16 protein-coding genes are annotated in these 17471 nt (G+C 69.2%); 10 read left to right on the forward strand and 6 right to left on the reverse strand.

Annotated elements, in window-relative coordinates; all coding sequences use genetic code 11:
* Positions 1 to 6: 6 nt before the first annotated feature.
* A complete protein-coding gene (gene hrpA / locus ACFQ9K_RS07320) occupies positions 7 to 4365 on the reverse strand; it encodes an ATP-dependent RNA helicase HrpA (protein WP_378726051.1) in 4359 nt (1452 codons plus the stop codon).
* A gap of 127 nt (positions 4366 to 4492) precedes the next feature.
* On the opposite strand from hrpA, the gene ACFQ9K_RS07325 reads away from it, so the two are divergent.
* Together ACFQ9K_RS07325 and ACFQ9K_RS07330 are read left to right on the forward strand one after the other, a co-directional pair.
* Positions 4493 to 5119 carry a Pr6Pr family membrane protein gene (locus ACFQ9K_RS07325; protein ID WP_378726053.1) on the forward strand — a complete coding sequence of 209 codons (627 nt, stop codon included), beginning with the start codon at positions 4493 to 4495 and terminating at the stop codon, positions 5117 to 5119.
* A 209-nt stretch (positions 5120 to 5328) separates the two neighbouring features.
* On the forward strand, positions 5329 to 6552 hold the full coding sequence (locus ACFQ9K_RS07330) for an aspartate aminotransferase family protein (RefSeq protein WP_378982899.1): 1224 nt from the start codon (positions 5329 to 5331) through the stop codon (positions 6550 to 6552).
* A gap of 88 nt (positions 6553 to 6640) precedes the next feature.
* Here the strand turns inward: ACFQ9K_RS07330 and ACFQ9K_RS07335 are convergent, their stop codons facing one another.
* The gene (locus tag ACFQ9K_RS07335; protein WP_378727074.1) at positions 6641 to 7165 is read right to left on the reverse strand and encodes a GNAT family N-acetyltransferase; all 525 of its coding nucleotides are present in this window, start codon (positions 7163 to 7165) and stop codon (positions 6641 to 6643) included.
* A 128-nt stretch (positions 7166 to 7293) separates the two neighbouring features.
* Between ACFQ9K_RS07335 and ACFQ9K_RS07340 the strand changes: the two genes are divergently transcribed.
* Positions 7294 to 8925, forward strand: a complete 1632-nt coding sequence (locus ACFQ9K_RS07340) for an acyl-CoA synthetase (RefSeq protein WP_378727072.1) — start codon at positions 7294 to 7296, stop codon at positions 8923 to 8925.
* On the opposite strand, the gene ACFQ9K_RS07345 is transcribed toward ACFQ9K_RS07340, so the two are convergent.
* Entirely contained in the window at positions 8926 to 9654 is a 729-nt protein-coding gene (locus ACFQ9K_RS07345) for an SDR family NAD(P)-dependent oxidoreductase (RefSeq protein WP_378982902.1), read from the reverse strand.
* 217 nt (positions 9655 to 9871) lie between these two features.
* Between ACFQ9K_RS07345 and ACFQ9K_RS07350 the strand changes: the two genes are divergently transcribed.
* The 4 genes from ACFQ9K_RS07350 (at position 9872) to ACFQ9K_RS07365 (ending at position 13185) form a co-directional block, all read left to right on the forward strand.
* Positions 9872 to 10909, forward strand: a complete 1038-nt coding sequence (locus ACFQ9K_RS07350; RefSeq protein ID WP_378715078.1) for an AraC family transcriptional regulator ligand-binding domain-containing protein — start codon at positions 9872 to 9874, stop codon at positions 10907 to 10909.
* Positions 10910 to 11004: 95 nt separating this feature from the next.
* Positions 11005 to 11715: a DUF5134 domain-containing protein gene (locus ACFQ9K_RS07355; RefSeq protein ID WP_378715077.1), complete on the forward strand. Its 711-nt coding sequence runs from the start codon at positions 11005 to 11007 to the stop codon at positions 11713 to 11715.
* Positions 11716 to 11783: 68 nt separating this feature from the next.
* A complete protein-coding gene (gene sigK / locus ACFQ9K_RS07360) occupies positions 11784 to 12464 on the forward strand; it encodes an ECF RNA polymerase sigma factor SigK (RefSeq protein WP_378715075.1) in 681 nt (226 codons plus the stop codon).
* Positions 12457 to 13185: an anti-sigma factor domain-containing protein gene (locus ACFQ9K_RS07365; protein WP_378715073.1), complete on the forward strand. Its 729-nt coding sequence runs from the start codon at positions 12457 to 12459 to the stop codon at positions 13183 to 13185. The genes sigK and ACFQ9K_RS07365 overlap by 8 nt, the downstream gene beginning before the upstream one ends.
* A gap of 31 nt (positions 13186 to 13216) precedes the next feature.
* On the opposite strand, the gene ACFQ9K_RS07370 is transcribed toward ACFQ9K_RS07365, so the two are convergent.
* From ACFQ9K_RS07370 to ACFQ9K_RS07380, 3 genes are all read right to left on the reverse strand, one after another.
* Entirely contained in the window at positions 13217 to 13891 is a 675-nt protein-coding gene (locus ACFQ9K_RS07370) for a PhzF family phenazine biosynthesis protein (protein ID WP_378715071.1), read from the reverse strand.
* A 151-nt stretch (positions 13892 to 14042) separates the two neighbouring features.
* The gene (locus tag ACFQ9K_RS07375) at positions 14043 to 14582 is read right to left on the reverse strand and encodes a carboxymuconolactone decarboxylase family protein (RefSeq protein ID WP_378715069.1); all 540 of its coding nucleotides are present in this window, start codon (positions 14580 to 14582) and stop codon (positions 14043 to 14045) included.
* Positions 14583 to 14666: 84 nt separating this feature from the next.
* Positions 14667 to 15254: a peroxiredoxin gene (locus ACFQ9K_RS07380; RefSeq protein ID WP_014986752.1), complete on the reverse strand. Its 588-nt coding sequence runs from the start codon at positions 15252 to 15254 to the stop codon at positions 14667 to 14669.
* Between the two features lie 125 nt (positions 15255 to 15379).
* Here ACFQ9K_RS07380 and ACFQ9K_RS07385 point away from each other — a divergent pair, with 125 nt between their 5' ends.
* The 3 genes from ACFQ9K_RS07385 to ACFQ9K_RS07395 all read left to right on the forward strand — a co-directional run bounded on the left by ACFQ9K_RS07385 (position 15380) and on the right by ACFQ9K_RS07395 (position 17449).
* Positions 15380 to 16288, forward strand: coding sequence for a hydrogen peroxide-inducible genes activator (locus tag ACFQ9K_RS07385; protein ID WP_378715068.1), 909 nt, complete (start codon positions 15380 to 15382; stop codon positions 16286 to 16288).
* An 81-nt stretch (positions 16289 to 16369) separates the two neighbouring features.
* A complete protein-coding gene (locus ACFQ9K_RS07390; protein WP_378715066.1) occupies positions 16370 to 16807 on the forward strand; it encodes a gamma-glutamylcyclotransferase family protein in 438 nt (145 codons plus the stop codon).
* 93 nt (positions 16808 to 16900) lie between these two features.
* Positions 16901 to 17449 carry a TetR family transcriptional regulator C-terminal domain-containing protein gene (locus ACFQ9K_RS07395; RefSeq protein WP_378715064.1) on the forward strand — a complete coding sequence of 183 codons (549 nt, stop codon included), beginning with the start codon at positions 16901 to 16903 and terminating at the stop codon, positions 17447 to 17449.
* Positions 17450 to 17471: the final 22 nt, after the last annotated feature.

The following is a 17471-nucleotide window of genomic DNA, read 5'->3' on the forward strand; positions in this document are numbered from 1 at the left end:
GGGTGGCTACCTGCGGATCGCCGCGATCGCGCGCTCGATTCGCTTGGCGGACACGGGGTATGGGGTGCCTAGCTTCTGGGCGAACAGGCTGATCCGGAATTCCTCGATCATCCACCAGATCTCGGTGACCGCCGGGGCCTGGCGACGGTTCTCCGGCAGCGAGTTGACCAGCCGGTCGTAGGCGGTGAGGACGCGGTCGAGTTCGATCATGCCCTGCCGGTCGCGGACGGCGGAGGCGGGCAGCGCCGCCAGCCGGACCACGGCGGCCTGGAGGTAGCGGGGGAGTTCGCGCAGGCGGGTGCTGCCCCATTCGGAGACGAAGCCGCGGAAGACGAGGTTGTCCAGTTGATCGCGCACGTCCTCGGCGATGTCGCGTTCGGAGGTTTCGGCCAGCGCGGCCGAGACCCGGTGCGCCTCGGCGAGAATCGGCACCACAAGCCGGACCAGCTGAGCCACCGCGGAGACGAAATCGGGGCGGATCCTGGCGACCAGCGCGGCGAAGTCGTCCGGGTTGTGCACCGGGCCGCCCGCGGCGGCGATGAGCTCGTCGGCGGCCGCGGCGCGGCAGTCCTCGATCAGCGCGTCCAGTGAGCCGTACGGATTCTGGGTCAGCGCAAGGCGATCGGTGGGGCGCAGGCTCGACGTGACCGCGCGGACCGAGGTAGGCAGCGCGTTCAGCACGAGGGTGCGGGTGCCCGCCCGCATCGCGGCGGCCTGTGCGGCAGGGGAACTGAGCACTCGGACGGCCACGCCGTCGCCCTCGGGGACGAGTGCGGGATAACCGGTGACGGTCTGTCCGGCGACCTCGCGGCGGACCGTCGGCTCCACCGTGCCGAGCGACTCCGAGGTCCAGGCCACGGCCGGCGCTCGCTCGGCACTCGCGGTGGCGCGCGCGACCGACGCGGCAACCTGTTCGGCCAGTTGGGTTTTCAGCGTCGGGAGGCTCTTGCCCCTGGCCAGTACCTGGCCCGCGGTGTCGACGGCGGCGAAGGTCATCCGCAGGTGATCCGGTAGCGCGGCGGTGTCCAGGTCGGTCGGGTCGATGGTGATCGAACCCAGCCGGGACAGTTCCCTGGCCAGCCCGATCCGCAACGGCTCGGCGCGCGGGGTGAGCGCGGCCAGCGCGGCCGCCGCGAAGTCCGGGGCGGGAACGACGCTGCGCCGCAACGCCTTCGGCAATGTCTTGATCAACGCCGCGGCCAGCTCGTCGCGCATGCCCGGCACCAGCCAGTCGAAGCCGACGGCCCGCACGTGGGCCAGCTGCTCGACCGGGATGCGGACGGTGACGCCGTCTTCCTCGTTGCCAGGCTCGAATTGATAGGTGAGCGGGAAGCTGAGCTCGCCCTGCCGCCAGGCGTCGGGGAAGGCGGCCGGATCCAGCGCCGCGGTGCCCGCGTTGACCACCGTCGAGGTGGAGAAGTCCAGCAGGGCCGGGTCCTTGCGGCGCGCGCCCTTCCACCAGCTGTCGAAATGCCGCACGGACACGATGTCGGCGGGCAGGCGCTGGTCGTAGAACTCGAACAGCACCTCGTCGTCGACCAGGATGTCGCGGCGGCGGGCGCGGTGCTCCAGATCGGCCACGTCGTCGATCAATTCGCGGTTGCGGTGGAAGAAGTCGTGGCGGGTCTGCCATTCGCCCTGCACCAGCGCGTGTCTGATGAACAGTTCGCGCGACAGCTCGGGATCGATCCGGCCGTAGTCCACCTGCCTGCCGGTCACCAGCGGGATGCCGTACAGGGTGACCCGCTCGTAGGCGCTCGCCGCGCCGCGCTTCGCCGACCAATGGGGTTCGGAGTAGGTGCGTTTCACCAGATCGCCGGCGAGCCGCTCGGCCCACTCCGGCTCCACCTTCGCCGCGATCCGCCCCCACAGCCGCGAGGTCTCGACCAGCTCGGCGGCCATCACCCAGCGCGGCGGCTTCTTCGCCAGCGACGAACCGGGGAAGATCATGAACTTCGCGTTGCGGGCACCGAGGAACTCCCGCGACTCCGCCTCGCGCAGCCCGATATGGGAGAGCATGCCGGCCAGGAGCGCCTGGTGAATGCCGACGGAATCCCAAGGCAGGTCGTCGGATTCGAGCGCCGAGCCGCCCGCTGCCTGCCCACGGCCGCGCTTCGAGCCGCCCGCCCGGTCGCCGCGCGCCGCGTTGGCTTCCTGCCGGTCGGTTCTTCCTGCCGAAGCTCCGCCTCGGGTGCCGTCGCCAGCTTGGCTAGCTTCGGCGGACAACGTCGAGGCCTTGTCCCTCGACTGCGCACGGCGCGAACCTCCTTCGGGATTCGCCTGCGCGCCGCGCTGCCCGAGAGATCGGTCGTCGTCGCTCACGCCTCGGGCTTGTGCACGGCGCGAACCATCGTCGGCGGCTTGCCGTGAACCCGGCTGTCCGGCCGGCGCGTTGGTGCCGCGTCCCCGGCCCCGGCGCGAACCGCGGCCCGGCCGCTCCGAGGTGCGCGCCGAGTCGTCCGCCTCGTCGGCGCGATCCGGTCCGCCATCCGCCGACCAGCCGAGTCCCCTGGTGATGGTGCGCAGCTGGCCGTGCAGGTCCTGCCATTCCCGGATGCGCAGGTAGTGCAGGAATTCCTCGCGGCACATCCGGCGGAACTGGTTGGACGACAACGACTTCCGCTGCTCGTTCAGGTACTCCCACAGCCGCAGGTAGGCCAGGAAGTCCGAACCCTCGACGATGAACCGGGCGTGCTTGGTGTCGGCGGCCTGCTGGTTGTCGGCGGGCCGTTCGCGCACGTCCTGAATCGACAGCGCCGCGACGATGATCAGCACCTCGGCCAGGTTTCCGCTGCCGTGCGCCTCGACCAGCATGCGGGCCATCCGCGGATCGACCGGAAGCTGCGCCATGTCGCGCCCGATCGGGGTGAGCGTGAGCCCGGCGTCGGATTCGGGGGCGTCGCCCGTCCGGCGGCCCAGCGCGCCGAGCTCTTCCAGCAGCGCGATGCCGTCGCGGATCGCCCGTTTGTCCGGCGCCTCCACGAACGGGAAGTTCTCGATATCGCCCAGCCCGAGCGAGGTCATCTGCAAGATGACGGCGGCCAGGTTGGTGCGCAGGATCTCCGGTTCGGTGAACGCGGGCCGGGAGTCGAAGTCGTCCTCGGAGTAGAGCCGGATGCAGATGCCGTCGGCCACCCGGCCACAACGTCCGGCGCGCTGCCGCGCCGAGGCCTGGGAGACCGGTTCGATCGGCAGCCGCTGCACCTTGGTGCGCATCGAATAGCGCGAAATGCGTGCTGTCCCAGGGTCGACCACGTACCGGATGCCCGGCACGGTCAGCGAGGTCTCCGCGACGTTGGTGGCCAGCACCACCCGCCGGCCGGTGTGCGGGGCGAACACCCGGTGCTGCTCGGCGGTGGACAGCCGCGCGTAGAGCGGCACGATCTCGGTGCGCGGCAGCTTCAGATCGCGCAGAGCATCGGCGGTGTCGCGGATTTCGCGTTCGCCGGACAGGAACACGAGCACGTCCCCGTCGCCCTCGTCGAACAGCTCGGCGACCGCGTCGCCGATGGCGTCCACCGGGTCGCGGTCGACCACCCGGGTGTCCTCGTCGTCTTCGTCGTCGGCGCCGGGTAGTTCCAGTGCCAGCGGCCGGTAGCGCAACTCCACCGGATAGGACCGGCCGGACACCTCGACAATCGGTGCGGGAGTGCCGTTCTCGTCGGCGAAGTGGCGGGCGAACAGCTCCGGGTCGATGGTCGCCGAGGTGATGATCACCTTGAGGTCGGGCCGGCGCGGCAGCAGCTGTTTGAGATAGCCGAGCAGGAAGTCGATATTGAGGCTGCGTTCGTGCGCCTCGTCGATGATGATCGTGTCGTAGCGGCGCAGCAGCCGGTCACGCTGGATCTCGGCGAGCAGGATGCCGTCGGTCATCAGCTTGATCAGCGTGCGGTCGGAGGCGTGATCGGTGAACCGGACCGTGTAGCCGACGATGTCGCCCAGCTCGGTGCCGAGTTCCTCGGCGATCCGCTCGGCCACGGTGCGCGCGGCCAGGCGGCGCGGCTGGGTGTGGCCGATGGTGCCGCGGATGCCGCGCCCGAGTTCCAGGCAGATCTTCGGGATCTGGGTGGTCTTGCCGGAGCCGGTCTCGCCGGCCACGATCACCACCTGATGCTCGGCGATGGCGGCGGCGATGTCCTCGCGGCGCTGGGTGACCGGCAGCTGCTCGGGGTAGCGGATCTCCGGCACGGCGGCCCGGCGCGCGTCGATGCGGAGCTCGGCCGCGGCGATCTCCGCCTCGACCTCGCCGAGGTCGCCACCACGCGCCCGATCGAGCCGGCGGCGCAGCCGGTATTCGTCGCGGAGGGAGAGATTCGCCAGGCGGGTGCGGAGCTCGCGGGGTCCGGTGTCAGCTGTCCTGGTCATTGCACTCATAAGCGTAGCGAAGGGCGGCAACCGGAATTTCCGTCAGGCGACCAGACCGGGTTGCGGGCAGTGTGCGGACTGTCCGGATTTCCCGGGTTAACCGGGGTTGATATGCGAGGATCGGGCGATGGACGCCGATTCGGGCACGGCTTGGGTGTATCGCGGTCTGCGGATCGCCTTCGGCGTGCTCGGCGTCGTGGCGCTGGCGTGGATACCGCTGCGCAATCTGCACGAGACGGCGTTCTCCACGGGAAACTACTTCAGCTACTTCACCATTCAATCGAACGTGTTCGCCGTGCTGGTACTGCTGATCGGCGGTCTGCGCGACCCGGACAGCCGTCGCTGGGAAGTGGTGCGCGGCGCGAGCGCGCTGTATCTGCTCATCACCGGCGTGGTCTACGCCGTGCTGCTGGCCCACATCGATGTGATGCTCACCGATCGCTGGATCAACGACATCCTGCACCGGGTGCTGCCGATCGTGCTGGTCGCGGACTGGGTGCTGGTGCCCGCCCGGCAGCGGCTGGCCCTCTCGCCACGCCTGGTCGGGCTGTGGCTGATCTATCCGCTGATCTACGGCATCTACAGCCTCGTGCGCGGCCCGATCGTCGACTGGTATCCGTATCCGTTCCTGGATCCGCGGCAGCAGGGTTACGTCTCGCTGGCCATCGGCTTGATCGTCCTCACCGCCGTCTTCACCCTGCTGGCCGTGGCCATAGCCGCCGTCGGTGGCCTGGCCCGCCGCCGCACGCCATGAGGTCGCCGAACGGGACCTCGCCGAGGCGCGTCTCGATGTTTGCCGCGGCCAGGTCCCGTTCGTTGCTCGCGGAGACGTGGTGATGGCCATACGGGTCATCGGCCACGAGGGCATTCGGCCTGGTGAAGTGGGTTTTGCGGGGATCGGTGAGCAGACAACCCGTCGGCGCGATTCGGAGGGCGACACCTTCCTCCGGTAAAGGTGGACACATGAACTCGCTATGGCATGGATTTGCCGACATGGGTGCGGTCGAGCGGGACGGCGCGTTCGTCGTCGCCCGGGGCGAGGGCGCCTACATCTACGATGCCGACGACAACCGCTACCTGGACGCGACGGCCGGGCTCTGGTTCACCAACGTCGGCCACGGCCGCGGCGAGATCGCCGACGCGGTCGCCGCGCAGCTGCGCCGGATCGCGCACTACTCCAACTTCGGCGACTTTGCCGGACCGGCCACCCAGCAGCTCGCCGAGCGACTATCGGCGATGGCGCCGGTGCCGGGCAGCAAGATCTTCTTCACCTCCGGCGGCTCGGACTCGGTGGACACCGCCGCCAAGCTGGCCCGCCGCTACTGGCACGAGCTCGGCAAGCCGGACAAGACCATCGTGGTCGGCCGGCAGAAGGCCTACCACGGCATGCACGTCGCGGGCACCGCGCTGGCCGGGATCCCGGTCAACCGCGAGGGCTACGGCGAGTTCATGGCCGACGCGCGCACCATCGAATGGGACGACCCCAAGTCGCTGCTCGCCCTGATCGAGGAGGTCGGCGCCGACCGCATCGCCGCCTTCTTCTGCGAGCCGATCATCGGCGCGGGCGGCATCTACCTGCCGCCCGAGGGCTACCTCGCCGAGGTGCGCCGCATCTGCCGCGAGCACGAGATCCTGTTCGTGGTCGACGAGGTCGTCACCGGCTTCGGCCGGATCGGCGGTTCGTGGTTCGCCTCGTCCCGCTTCGACCTGGCGCCGGACCTTATGACCACGGCCAAGGGCCTCACCTCCGGTTACGTGCCGATGGGTGCGGTGTTCATCGCGCCGCACATCGCCGAACCGTTCTTCGCCGGCGGCGTCTGGTGGCGGCACGGCTACACCTACGGCGGGCACGCGGGCGCCGCCGCGGCCGCGCTGGCCAACCTCGACATCGTCGAGCGGGAGAACCTGCTGGACGAGTCGGCGCGGCTGGAAGCCACCCTGCACGCCAAGCTCGCCCCGCTGGCCGAGCACCCGCGCGTCGCCGAGGTGCGCAGCGGCCTCGGCGCGGTCGCCGCGGTTCAGCTGGTCGATCCCGCCGAGGGCCTGCCGATGGTGAAAACCCTGCGCGCCCACGGTGTTTCGAGTCGCGCCGCAGGCCAGGGCGCGATGCAGATCTCCCCGTCCTTCGTGATGACCGACGAGCAGGTCGACGAACTGGTCGAAGGCTTCACCCGCGCGCTCGGCTGATCCCGCACGGCTCTTGATTTCCCGCACCTGGAATCGCATGCGAATTTCGGTGCGGGAAATCAGAAGTGGTGCGGCGGGGCGTTCGGGGTTAGAGGGTGCGCGTCATGAAGTGGCTGTATGGGTCGGGGGTGTAGTCGGCGAAGGGGGCGCAGGGCTCGAAACCGTTTGCGGCGTAGAGCTTTTGGGCGGGGATGAAGAAGTCGGGGGTTCCGGTTTCCAGGCTGACCCGGCGGTAGCCGCGTGCGGTCGCCTCGGTGAGCAAGTGGCGCAACAGGATCGAGGCGACGCCGCGGCGTTTGTGCGTCGGGGCGGTGCGCATGGACTTGATTTCGGCGTGCTCGTCGTCGAGCCGCTTGAGCGCGGCGCAGCCGGCCAGGGTGTCCCCGTCCCACCCGCTCCAGAAAGTGATCTCCGGACGGCGCAGCGCGTCGAGGTCGAGCGCGTGCATGCTGTCGGCGGGGGAGTGCGTGGCCAGTTCGGCGACGTGTTCGGCGAGCAGGGCGGCGATCTCCGGTCCGGAGAGGTCGTCGACGACGATGCGCAGGTCCAGCGCCGAGTGCGAGCCGGTGACCGGGGCGTCCGCGGTAGCGGACTGGTCGGTATTTCTCAGCATTGGTCCATGATGCATCCCGCCACGGCAGCGCGCGCACTCGACGGACCCCGATCGAACAGGCTTTACTGAGAGGGCACTTGCCCGCACTTGCTCGGCGGACACCGCTGTCCGGCCAGGGGGTATGAATCATGAAGCTCGCCAGGGTCACCACGCTGGCGGCGGGCGCCGCTCGCCGCGCCGCCGACGAAACCTATTACGCCGCACTGGCGGTGCGCGCGGGGCTGGTGACCCCGGAGCGGCCGGACCGGCTGGTCAAGATCGGCGCGGCGGCCTATCGATTCGGCATGCTCGGCGCGATCACCGCGCTCGCCGCCCAGCGCTACCGTGACCGCACGGCGATCATCGACGAACTGGGCTCGCTCACCTTCCGCGAGCTGGACGACCGCACCAGCGCGCTGGCGAACGCCTGGCGGGCGCGCGGCCTGCGCGACGGCGAGGTCGTGGCGATCCTGGCCCGCAATCATCGCGGCTTCCACTACGCGGTCTTCGGCGCGGCCAAGTGCGGGGCGCGAATCGTGCTGCTCAACACCGATTTCGCCGGCCCGCAACTGCGCGAGGTGGTGGCCAGGGAGGGGGCCGATCTGCTGGTGTTCGACGAGGAGTACGCCGACGTGCTCGGCGACCTCACCCCGCCGCGCGGCCGCTATCGCGCCTGGGCCGAGCAGCCCGGTGTCGACACGCTGGACAATCTGATCGCCGGCGCGGCCCGCACGACCCCGCGGCGGGCCACCACCACCGCGAAGGTGGTCCTGCTGACCAGCGGCACGACCGGCACCCCGAAGGGCGCGCCCCGGCGCGAGCCGACCTCACTGGCGCCGCTCGGCGCGATCCTCGACAAGGTGCCGTTCCGGGCCCGCGAGATCACCGAATGCCCGGCGCCGCTGTTCCATACGCTCGGCTTCGCGCATGTGTTCATCGCACTGGGCTTCGGTTCGACGCTGGTGATCCGCCGCCGCTTCGACCCGCAGGCCGTGCTGGACAGCCTGGATCGCAATCGGGTCACCGCCTTGGTCGCGGTGCCGGTGATGTTGCGGCGGATGCTCGATCTGGGGCCGCAAGCCCGTGCGGGACATGACTTCTCCGCGCTGCGGATCATCTTCGTCGCCGGATCGCAGCTCGGGGCCGAGCTGTGCACCAGGGTGACCGAGGCGTTCGGTCCCGTGGTCTACAACCTCTACGGCTCCACCGAGGTGGCCTACGCGACCATCGCCACCCCCGCCGACCTGGCCGTCGAGCCGGGCTGCGTGGGTGGTCCGGTGCCGAGCGCGACGGTGAAGATCCTCGACGAGAACGGGGCGGAGCTGCCCGCGGGCCGGACCGGACGGATCTTCGTCGGCAACAACTTCCAGTTCGAGGGCTATACCGGCGGCGGCGACAAGGTCCGCGTCGGCGATCTGATGTCGACCGGCGACGTCGGTCACTTCGACAGTGCGGGAAGGCTTTTCATCGACGGACGCGACGACGACATGATCGTCTCCGGCGGCGAGAACGTCTTCCCCGGCGAGGTCGAGGAACTGCTCGCCGCGCATCCGGCGGTCGAGGAGGTGAGCGCCTTCGGCGTGCCCGATGAGCGCTACGGGCAGCGGCTGCGCGCGGTGGTCGTTGTGCGGGAAGGACATTCGCTCGCCGAGGAGGAGGTGCGTGAGCACGTCAAGGCGCATCTGGCGCGGTTCAAGGTGCCGCGCGATGTGTTGTTCATCGATGAACTGCCGCGCAACCCGACCGGGAAGGTGCTCAAACGCGTGCTGCGCGAGCTGTGATCAGCGCTGCCCGTTGCGAGCGAACAGGTGCCGCAGGAACCCGCCCGGCGGCCGCAGCGCCGCCTGCAGGCCGCCGGGCGGCGCCACGCTGATCAGGCCGCCGCGCCGGTGCATGACGCAATCGACGACCGCGTCGACGATGGTCTCCTGATCCGCGCGCGAGCCCGGCGCCACGGTGCTCACGATCACCCGCGTGCCCGACCGTTCCCGGTCGAGCGCGGTACCCAGGCCGGCCACGCCGTGTTCGGTCGCGCAGTACACCGCCGCGCCGAGCGCCGCGGGCACCCCGGCGGCGGTGCCGATGTTCACGACCTGCCCGTGTCCCTGGCTGACGAATCGTTGCGTGGCCACCCGGGTTCCGATGATCACGGCCCGCAGATTGACGTCGATCCGGAGATCCGGCTCGGCCTCCGATTCCGCGAGGAACGGGCCCGACGGCAGGACATCGGCGGCGTTCACCACCACATCCAGGCCGCCGAGTCTGCGCTCGGCGCAGGTCAGAAAGCTGCCGAAGCGCGCGCCGTCGGTGACGTCGAGCGCCAGCCCGATCACCGTGCCGCCGGGGGATCTGGTGAGTTGGTCGGCGGCCGTGCGGACCGCGCCCACGTCCACGTCGCCGAGGACGACATCGGCCCCCTCCGCCAGGAACGCCAGCGCGGTCTCGCGTCCGATGCCGTGCGCACCCCCGGTGATCGCGACCCGTTTGCCAGCGAGTGCCTTCCGAGCCATATGTTTTCGCCTGCCTTTGTCTCGTTCAAACGCTAGATTGTCGCTGGACGGCTCTCCATGCGATATCGGGTCATGACTTTGCGCAATCCGGCCAAGCCGTGCATATAGAACCGGTCGGACGGTTTTATCCGCCCGCCGAACCCGTTGGGAGAGCGGAACTTACGATCTCCGGCCAGAAACCTTGCGCATATCGGCCATAGCAAGCAACGATGGACGCGTGGCCTCATGGGAGTGGCGGCGGTCGGTGACACACGCGGTGATCCTTGTCGAGCTGGGAGAGGATCACGGGCTCACGCAAACCCAGTGCCTGCGTGGCACAGAGCTGGACCCACGCGTGCTGAAGACCCCCGGGGCGGAGATCACCGCCGCGCAGGAACTCGGCATCGTCCGCAACCTCGTCACACTGCTCGACGACAAGCCGGGCTTGGGCCTGGAGGCCGGCTCGCGCACGCACATCACCACCCTGGGCGTGTTCGCGCTGGCCGTGCTCAGCAGCCCGACGATGCGGCAGGCAATCGATGTCGCCATGCGCTACTTCAGCCTGATGACCTCGTTCTCCCGCGCCTGGCACGTCTATCGGGGCGAGGAGATCTGGCTCTACGGCGACGACCGCGAGCTGCCCGAAGACCTGCGCGGCTTTCTCGCCGAACGCGATGTCTCCGCGTTGCTGACGAACTGGTTCCTGGTGTTCGGCGTGCCGCCGCCGGTGGTGCGCGTCGAGGTGGCCGGCGGGCTGTTGCCCAGGCTGGTACCGATTTTCGACCAGTTCGAGATCCCGAGCAGCGATTCCGCGGAGTTGCAGACCGCGATCTTCGACGCCACCGGCATCGACGAGCCGATGCCGCAGGCGAGTCCGCTGACCGCGCAGCTGTTCGAGGAGCAGTGCGACGATCTGCTGCAACGGCGCGGCCTGCGCCAAGGCGTGGCCGGCTCGGTGCGGGCGATGCTGATGCATCAGATGAACGGCAGGCTCAGTCAGGAAGACGTCGCGGCCGGGTTGCACATGAGCCTGCGCACCATGCGCCGCCGGCTGGCCGAGGAGGGCACGTCCTACCGCCAGCTCTGCGCGGAGACCTTCGGCACCCTCGCGGAGGAACTGCTCGCCACCGGACTCACCGTCGAGGATGTCGCCTACCGCATGGGATATTCGGGCGCGCCGAGCTTTTCGAACGCGTTCAAGCAGTGGCGCGGCGTGTCGCCAGGGCGATTCGCCCGCTCGGCCGTCGATCGCTACCGGCAGACGGTGCCGCACTGAGCGTGCGGGCCCGGCGAAAAGGGCACCCCCGCCGTTATCGGGTGCGAGCATAGAACGGGCAGGTCCACGGTCGCCGCGAGGAGAGGTGGTGGGGGGTGGCGCAGTTCGTGCAGGAGTACCCCGCATTGCGGTGGTCGGCGGTGGCGGCGTTCCTGATCGCGGGGGCGATCGTGCTCGGGCGACTGGCGGTGCCCGCTCGAGGGGTGCGCGGCGCCGAATCGATAGGTTCCGGTTCGGTGGATCGGACTCGGCAGCAAGGAGATTCGACTTCCGATAGGCTGCGGCCGGTCGCCGGGTATCACGAATCCGACGCCGCGCACCTGATCATGTGTTTGGTGATGCTCGCGATGCTGATCTTTCCGGCGGCCGCGAGCCCGCTGGCCGTGCGCGGCGTGCTCACCGCGATGGTCGTGGTCTTCGCGGCCTTGCTGATGAGTCGAATCCTGGAGTGGCGCAGCGCGCCCGATCGGCCGTCGGCGGAGCGGCTGGTGCCGCTGGGCTACCACGCGGTAACCGCCGCGGCCATGCTGTACGCGATGTCCGGGCACGCGATGTCCGGTCATTCCGGCGGCCCGGCCCCGATTCCGGCGCTCGGGCTCGCCGCGCTGTTCGCCGTGGATGCCGCGGTGGTCGCGCTCGCGGTCGGGCGCTCCTTCGTCGACACGCCGGGCTACCTGGGTATTCTCTTGCGCTCCAATGGGTGTGTCGCGGCACTCACCTGGCCGCGGCACCGCACGGCGATGGTGCCGCACGTGGTGATGGACCTGGGTACCGCGTACATGTTGATCGCGGCAGTTTCGAGTTGACCGGTGCCGTAGACCAATCCATGAGGTAGCGCATACCGAACCCCTGTCATGCACGCAGGTATTCGGCGATGACGGATCACGGTTTCGCGATAGCCCATCGGCCCGGCGAGCCGGCGATCGACAGGGCGGACGATGACCTCTTACGCCGGTGCCCGCTGCCCAGCGAACTCGATCGACACCGCTCCGCCCTCGCCGCCCGCCGGCTCGTCGTCCTGCTCGCGGAAACCGGCGCCGCGGACCGTGCCGCGTTCACCGAGTTCTATCGCCTCACCAGTTCGCGGGTATTCGGGCTCGCCATCCGGATCCTGCGCAGCCACGCCGCCGCGGAGGAGGTCACCCAGGAGGTGTACCTCCAGGTCTGGTCGACCGCCGACCAGTACGACGCCGCGCTGGCCAGCCCGATCGGCTGGCTGATGATGCTCGCGCACCGCCGCGCGGTCGACCGGGTACGCGCGGAGGCCGCGTCCGCGGTCCGCGACCTGGCCTACGCCCACTCGCACGGCGGCCGCGATCACGACGTCGTCGCCGAATCGGTGACCCAGCGGATGGAGGAGCGGGAGGTCCTCGGCTGCCTGGGCGCGCTCACGTCCACCCAGCGCGAGGCGATCGCACTCGCCTACTACAGCGGGCGGACGTACCGTGAAGTCGCAGACCATCTATCGGTGCCGCTGCCGACCGTCAAGACCCGCATCCGCGATGGGCTGAAGAGACTGGAGAAGTGCTTGTCCGTGGAAGGCGCCGATGGCTGACCAACTCCCGCGATCCGACGCGGAACTGCTCGACCTGGCGTACCCGTGCGCGCTCGACGCCGTGGGGGACATCGAACGCCGGCATATCGAGGAGCGGTTGGCGAAGGCCGATCCGGCTGTGCGGCAAGCATTCTCGGAGACCGTCGAGCGGATGCACGAGGTGATGGCCCGGGTGACGGAGCTGGACGCGCAGGCGCCGCCGCCGGAGCTGGAGGCGCGGATTCTGGCCGCGCTGCCCGACGACGGTCGTGATCGTGTGCCGTCCGCGTGGCCGCGGCGGCTGCGGTGGGTGGTGCCGGTGGCCGCGGCGGCCTGCCTGGTGATCGGCGGTGGTTTGGTCGCTGACCGGATCGGTACCCAGCCCTCCTCGGTGCCGGGGGCCGAGCAGGTGCACCGGCAACCGGACGCGCGGACGTTGTCCAAGCCGGTCGTCGGCGGCGGCAGCGTGGTGGTGGAGTTCTCGGCGCAGCAGCGGCTGGCGACGATGGCGTTCGACGGCGTACCCCCGCCGCCGTCCGGGCGGGTGTATCAGGCCTGGCTGGTGCCCGCCGGCACCGAGCCGGTGCCGCAGTCGGCCGGGGTGTTCACCGAATTGCCCTCGGTGGCAAGGCCGTTCGTGATGTCGTTCGAGTCGGGGGAGACGCTGGCGGTCACGGTCGAGCCATCCGGCGGATCCGCGGCGCCGACGACCGAACCGATCGCCGGCGTCCTCCTGCCCTGAGCGCCGGACCGCGACCGGCGGTGCGGTGAACTCAGATCTCCACCGGCTGGTCGGCGACCACGCGGCCGCCGAGCCGGACCCAGCCGTCGGAGTCCCAGGCGGTGAAGAGTTGGGAGCCCTCGCCCTGGGTGATGACCAGGCCGCGGCGCAGCAGCGCGGTGATGGCGACGGCCGCCGCGCCGGTCGCCTCGTCTTCGGCGATGCCCAACGTGGGGGCGAACATTCGCGAACGCAGGGTGCCGCGGTTCTGATCGGTCCAGGCCCAGAAGTAGTGCGGGCCGCCGGTGACGTCGTCCGGGCGCAGGGCGGCCAGTTCCTCCAGGCTTTCGAGCTGGTGGAAGGTGAAGTCGGGCGCCCATTCGCCGCGGGCGGTGATCCAGGTGAGACCCTCGGCCAGCTCGACGGCGACCGGCCCGGCCGGCACGGTCAGCCTGCGCACCGGGATGCCCTGTTCGGCGAACCACCACGCGGTGCCGACCGACGGGTGCCCGGCGAACGGCAGTTCGACGGCAGGGGTGTAGATCCGTACCCGCGCGACCCCGTCGATCGGGTCCTCGACCACGACGGTCTCGCTGTATCCGGCCTTCGCCGCGAGTGCTTGGTGCTCGGTTTCGGGGACATCCGCGGCCCGCGCGATGCCCAGTTCGTTGCCGAAACGTCCGGCGGGATCGGTGAATACCCGCACCACGTCAACCTGTGTACCCATGGTTGCCGAGCGTACTAGCCGGGTCCGACACGAGGCTGTCGCGTAGCCCACACTCCGCGGGGATCGCGGCGTAACCGCTGGTGGGCGGGGTACCGCAAAGGCCGCCGCCGGTCCGTTGGACGAACCGGCGACGGCCTCTGCTCGGGTTTGCTCAGACCGCGGCGGCGGCCAGCGCCTCGGTGGACTGCACGGCCTGGCCGACGCCGGCGACGATCGCGGCCGCGCGCAGCGACTCGAAGATCACCTCACGGGACACGCCCGCTTCGCGCAGCGTGTGCTCGTGCGCCTCCAGGCAGTGCTCGCAGCCGTTGATCGAGGACACCGCGAACGACCACAGCTCGAAATCGGCCTTGTCGACCCCCGGGGTGCCGATGATCTGCATGCGCAGACCGGCCCGCAGGTCGTCGTAGCGCCCGCCGAGAAACGCCTTGCCCCGGTAGAACACATTGTTCATGCCCATGATCGAGGCGGCGCCGAGTGCGGCGTTGTACGCCTGCTCGGACAGCACGTCCGCAGCCTCCTCGGCGATCTCGCGCAGCGTGGTCGCCGACCGGGTCGCGGCCGCCGTCGCCAGCAGGGTGCCCCACAGCTGCTGTTCGTTCAGCACGGTGGTGCGCGCGAGCGATGACAGATTGAGCTTGAGGTCCTTGGCGTACTCGGGAAGGGAGTTCTTCAGGTTCTCAATGCTCATGTATCTCTATCCTCGGGTCATCCCCGCCGACGCGGGGAACAGTCAATTCAGGGTCGATCATCTAGTGGCGCAGTGCTTCCGGGTTCAGACGCTCGCGGCGAGCAGTTCGCCCGCGTTGATGGTCGGGTCACCCTTCTTCCAGTTGCAGGCGCACAGCTCGTCGGACTGCAGCGCGTCGAGCACCCGCAGCACCTCGTCGACATTGCGGCCGACCGAACCCGCGGTGACCGAGACGAACTGCACCTCGTTATTCGGGTCGACGATGAAGGTCGCGCGGTCGGCGACGCCGTCGGCGTTGAGAACGCCGGTGGCGGTGGCCAATTCGCGCTTGAGGTCGGACAGGATGGGGAACGGCAGGGTCTTCAGGTCCTCGTGCTGGGCGCGCCACTGGAAGTGCACGAACTCGTTGTCGACCGAGGCGCCGAGCACCTGCGCGTCACGATCCGCGAATTCCTCGTTGAGCTTGCCGAACGCGGCGATCTCCGTCGGGCACACGAAGGTGAAGTCCTTCGGCCAGAAGAAGACGATCCGCCACTTGCCCGCGTGATCGTCGCTGGTGATCGTGGTGAAGTAGTCGTCAGGCTGCTGAGCGTCGACCTTCGACAGATCACCACCGATGACAGCGGTGAGGTTGTATGCCGGGAATTGGTCGCCGATGGTCAGCAAGGCCATGCCTAATCTCCTCAGTTCTGTGATGGGTTTGCTAGCACTGTGCAGAAAAGCAGAAAAGCTCACTTGCGATCTTGCCGAAGGGCTGCTGAAAGGTAAAGGTGATCAGTCGCACTACACTGATAGCCGTGACCGATCAGACTTATCAGCCGACCCTGTCACAGCTGCGTGCGTTCGTAGCGGTCGCGGAATACCGCCACTTCGGCACTGCCGCAGCGCGGCTCAGTGTGAGTCAGCCCACGCTATCGCAGGCGCTCGCGGCACTTGAACACGGGCTCGGACTGCAACTGATCGAGCGGAGCACGCGCCGGGTGCTCGTCACCGCGGCGGGGATGCGGTTGCTGCCGAAGGCGATGGCGACGCTCGAGGCGGCGGACCGTTTCGTGGCGTCGGCGACCGGTGACGGTCTCGGCGGCACGTTGCGGATGGGCATCATTCCGACGGTTGCTCCGTATGTGCTGCCGGGTCTTCTTCCCGAATTGCAGAAGAAGTTACCCGCGCTTCACCCGCAGGTGATCGAGGATCAGACCGCGCGTCTGCTGGACGGGCTGCGGACCGGCGTGCTCGATGTGGCGCTGCTGGCGTTGCCGACCGAGGTGCCCGGCCTGGTCGAGATCCCGCTCTACACCGAGGAGTTCGTGCTGGTGACCCCGCGCGGGCACGAGCTGGCCGGCCGCACCGATCTCGCCCCGTCCGTCCTCGACTCGCTACCGCTGCTGCTGCTCGACGAGGGGCACTGCCTGCGCGACCAGGCGCTGGATCTGTGCCGCTCCGCCGAGATCCACCCGGCCGCGGTCGGCGACACCCGCGCTGCCTCGCTGGCCACCGTGGTGCAGTGCGTCGCGGGCGGTCTCGGGGTGACGCTCATCCCGGAGATGGCCGTCGCGTCCGAAACCGCCCGGGGCACACTGGATACCGCGCACTTCGCCACGCCTGCGCCCGGCCGGACCATCGGCCTCGCCTACCGCACCTCGACCGCCCGTGCGGAAGACTACGAGTACCTCGCCGCGATCATTCGGACCCAGCGTCCGATGTGAGGGAGTTGGGGGCCAGGTGGTTTCGCCGTTCGGCTTGCGATGATGGTGCGGCGCGTGTCCGCGGATCGGGAGGAGCTGCGCATGAAACCGCCGACGAGGCGATGGGAACAGTGTGCGGCGCAGGGGTATTCGTTGTTCGTCTACGGCACGCTGCAATTCCCGGAGGTACTCGAGGTACTGATCGACCGCGTGCCGCGACGCCGCGCCGCTACGGCATCGGGCTGGCGAGTCGCGGCGCTACCCGGTCTCCTGTACCCAGGACTCGTTCCGCAACTGAACGCGCGTGCCCGCGGACTCGTTCTGAGCGGGCTCACCGCGGCGGAGTGGGAGATCCTCGACGCCTTCGAGGACGATCAATACGATCTCCGCGCAATCTCCTTGGCGGCCGCCGCGGATCGGGTCTCGACCTACGTCTGGACAGCCGCTGTCGCACAGGACGACTGGTGCCCGGAACATTTCACCGCCACCCACCTGCCTGACTTCGTCACCCAGTGCGCCGAATGGCGGCGTGGTTTCTAGCCGGGCCGGGGTGGATTGGCGTTTGTAGACGACCGGTCGTATATTGGCGTTATGGCGCGACCGCGACGGAGTGGGGACACTCGGCAGCTTCTGGTGGAGGAGGGGGCTGCGGGGTTTCTGTCCAGTGGGTATCACGGGACCGGCATCAAGCAGGTGCTGGACAAGGTGGGGGTGCCCAAGGGGTCGTTCTACAACTACTTCGACAGCAAGGAAAGCTTCGGGCGGGCGGTGATCGAGCATCATTCGCTGTGCGTGCAGCGCAATTTGACCGAGGCGTTCGGCGCGGCGCCGGATCCGGTGAGCGGGTTGCGGGCGTTCTTCGGGCGGCTGATGGACGAGTTCGTCCAGGCCGAATTCACCGGCGGATGCTTGATCGCGAATCTGGGTGGCGAGCTGGAAGGCAGTGAGCTGCTGCGCGAGTCGCTGTCCAGCGCGTGGGGCGCATGGCGGGACCGGGTGGCCGAGCAACTGCGAGAAGCGCAGGGGCTCGGGATGATTCGCGGTGATATCGACGCGACCGACCTGGCGGACCTGCTGCTCGAGTCGTGGGAGGGGGCGGTGATCCGGATGAAGATCGATCGGACCCTGACGCCACTGAACAAGTGTTTGGATCGTCTACTGGGGGACTACTTCCTGCCCTGAACTGGGCATTCCTATCGGGTCG

Source organism: Nocardia sp. NPDC056564 (assembly GCF_042793755.1).
In the GTDB taxonomy this organism is placed as follows: domain Bacteria; phylum Actinomycetota; class Actinomycetes; order Mycobacteriales; family Mycobacteriaceae; genus Nocardia.

Excerpts from the sequence above, each read along its gene's own strand:
- ACFQ9K_RS07330 (WP_378982899.1), top strand. The coding sequence starts at position 5,329 with ATGAACTCGCTATGGCATGGATTTGCCGACATGGGTGCGGTCGAGCGG.
- ACFQ9K_RS07345 (WP_378982902.1), bottom strand. The coding sequence starts at position 9,654 with ATGGCTCGGAAGGCACTCGCTGGCAAACGGGTCGCGATCACCGGGGGT.
- ACFQ9K_RS07335 (WP_378727074.1), bottom strand. The coding sequence starts at position 7,165 with ATGCTGAGAAATACCGACCAGTCCGCTACCGCGGACGCCCCGGTCACC.
- ACFQ9K_RS07375 (WP_378715069.1), bottom strand. The coding sequence starts at position 14,582 with ATGAGCATTGAGAACCTGAAGAACTCCCTTCCCGAGTACGCCAAGGAC.
- ACFQ9K_RS07340 (WP_378727072.1), top strand. The coding sequence starts at position 7,294 with ATGAAGCTCGCCAGGGTCACCACGCTGGCGGCGGGCGCCGCTCGCCGC.
- ACFQ9K_RS07390 (WP_378715066.1), top strand. The coding sequence starts at position 16,370 with ATGAAACCGCCGACGAGGCGATGGGAACAGTGTGCGGCGCAGGGGTAT.
- ACFQ9K_RS07380 (WP_014986752.1), bottom strand. The coding sequence starts at position 15,254 with ATGGCCTTGCTGACCATCGGCGACCAATTCCCGGCATACAACCTCACC.
- sigK (WP_378715075.1), top strand. The coding sequence starts at position 11,784 with ATGACGGATCACGGTTTCGCGATAGCCCATCGGCCCGGCGAGCCGGCG.
- ACFQ9K_RS07370 (WP_378715071.1), bottom strand. The coding sequence starts at position 13,891 with ATGGGTACACAGGTTGACGTGGTGCGGGTATTCACCGATCCCGCCGGA.
- hrpA (WP_378726051.1), bottom strand. The coding sequence starts at position 4,365 with ATGACCAGGACAGCTGACACCGGACCCCGCGAGCTCCGCACCCGCCTG.
- ACFQ9K_RS07365 (WP_378715073.1), top strand. The coding sequence starts at position 12,457 with ATGGCTGACCAACTCCCGCGATCCGACGCGGAACTGCTCGACCTGGCG.
- ACFQ9K_RS07325 (WP_378726053.1), top strand. The coding sequence starts at position 4,493 with ATGGACGCCGATTCGGGCACGGCTTGGGTGTATCGCGGTCTGCGGATC.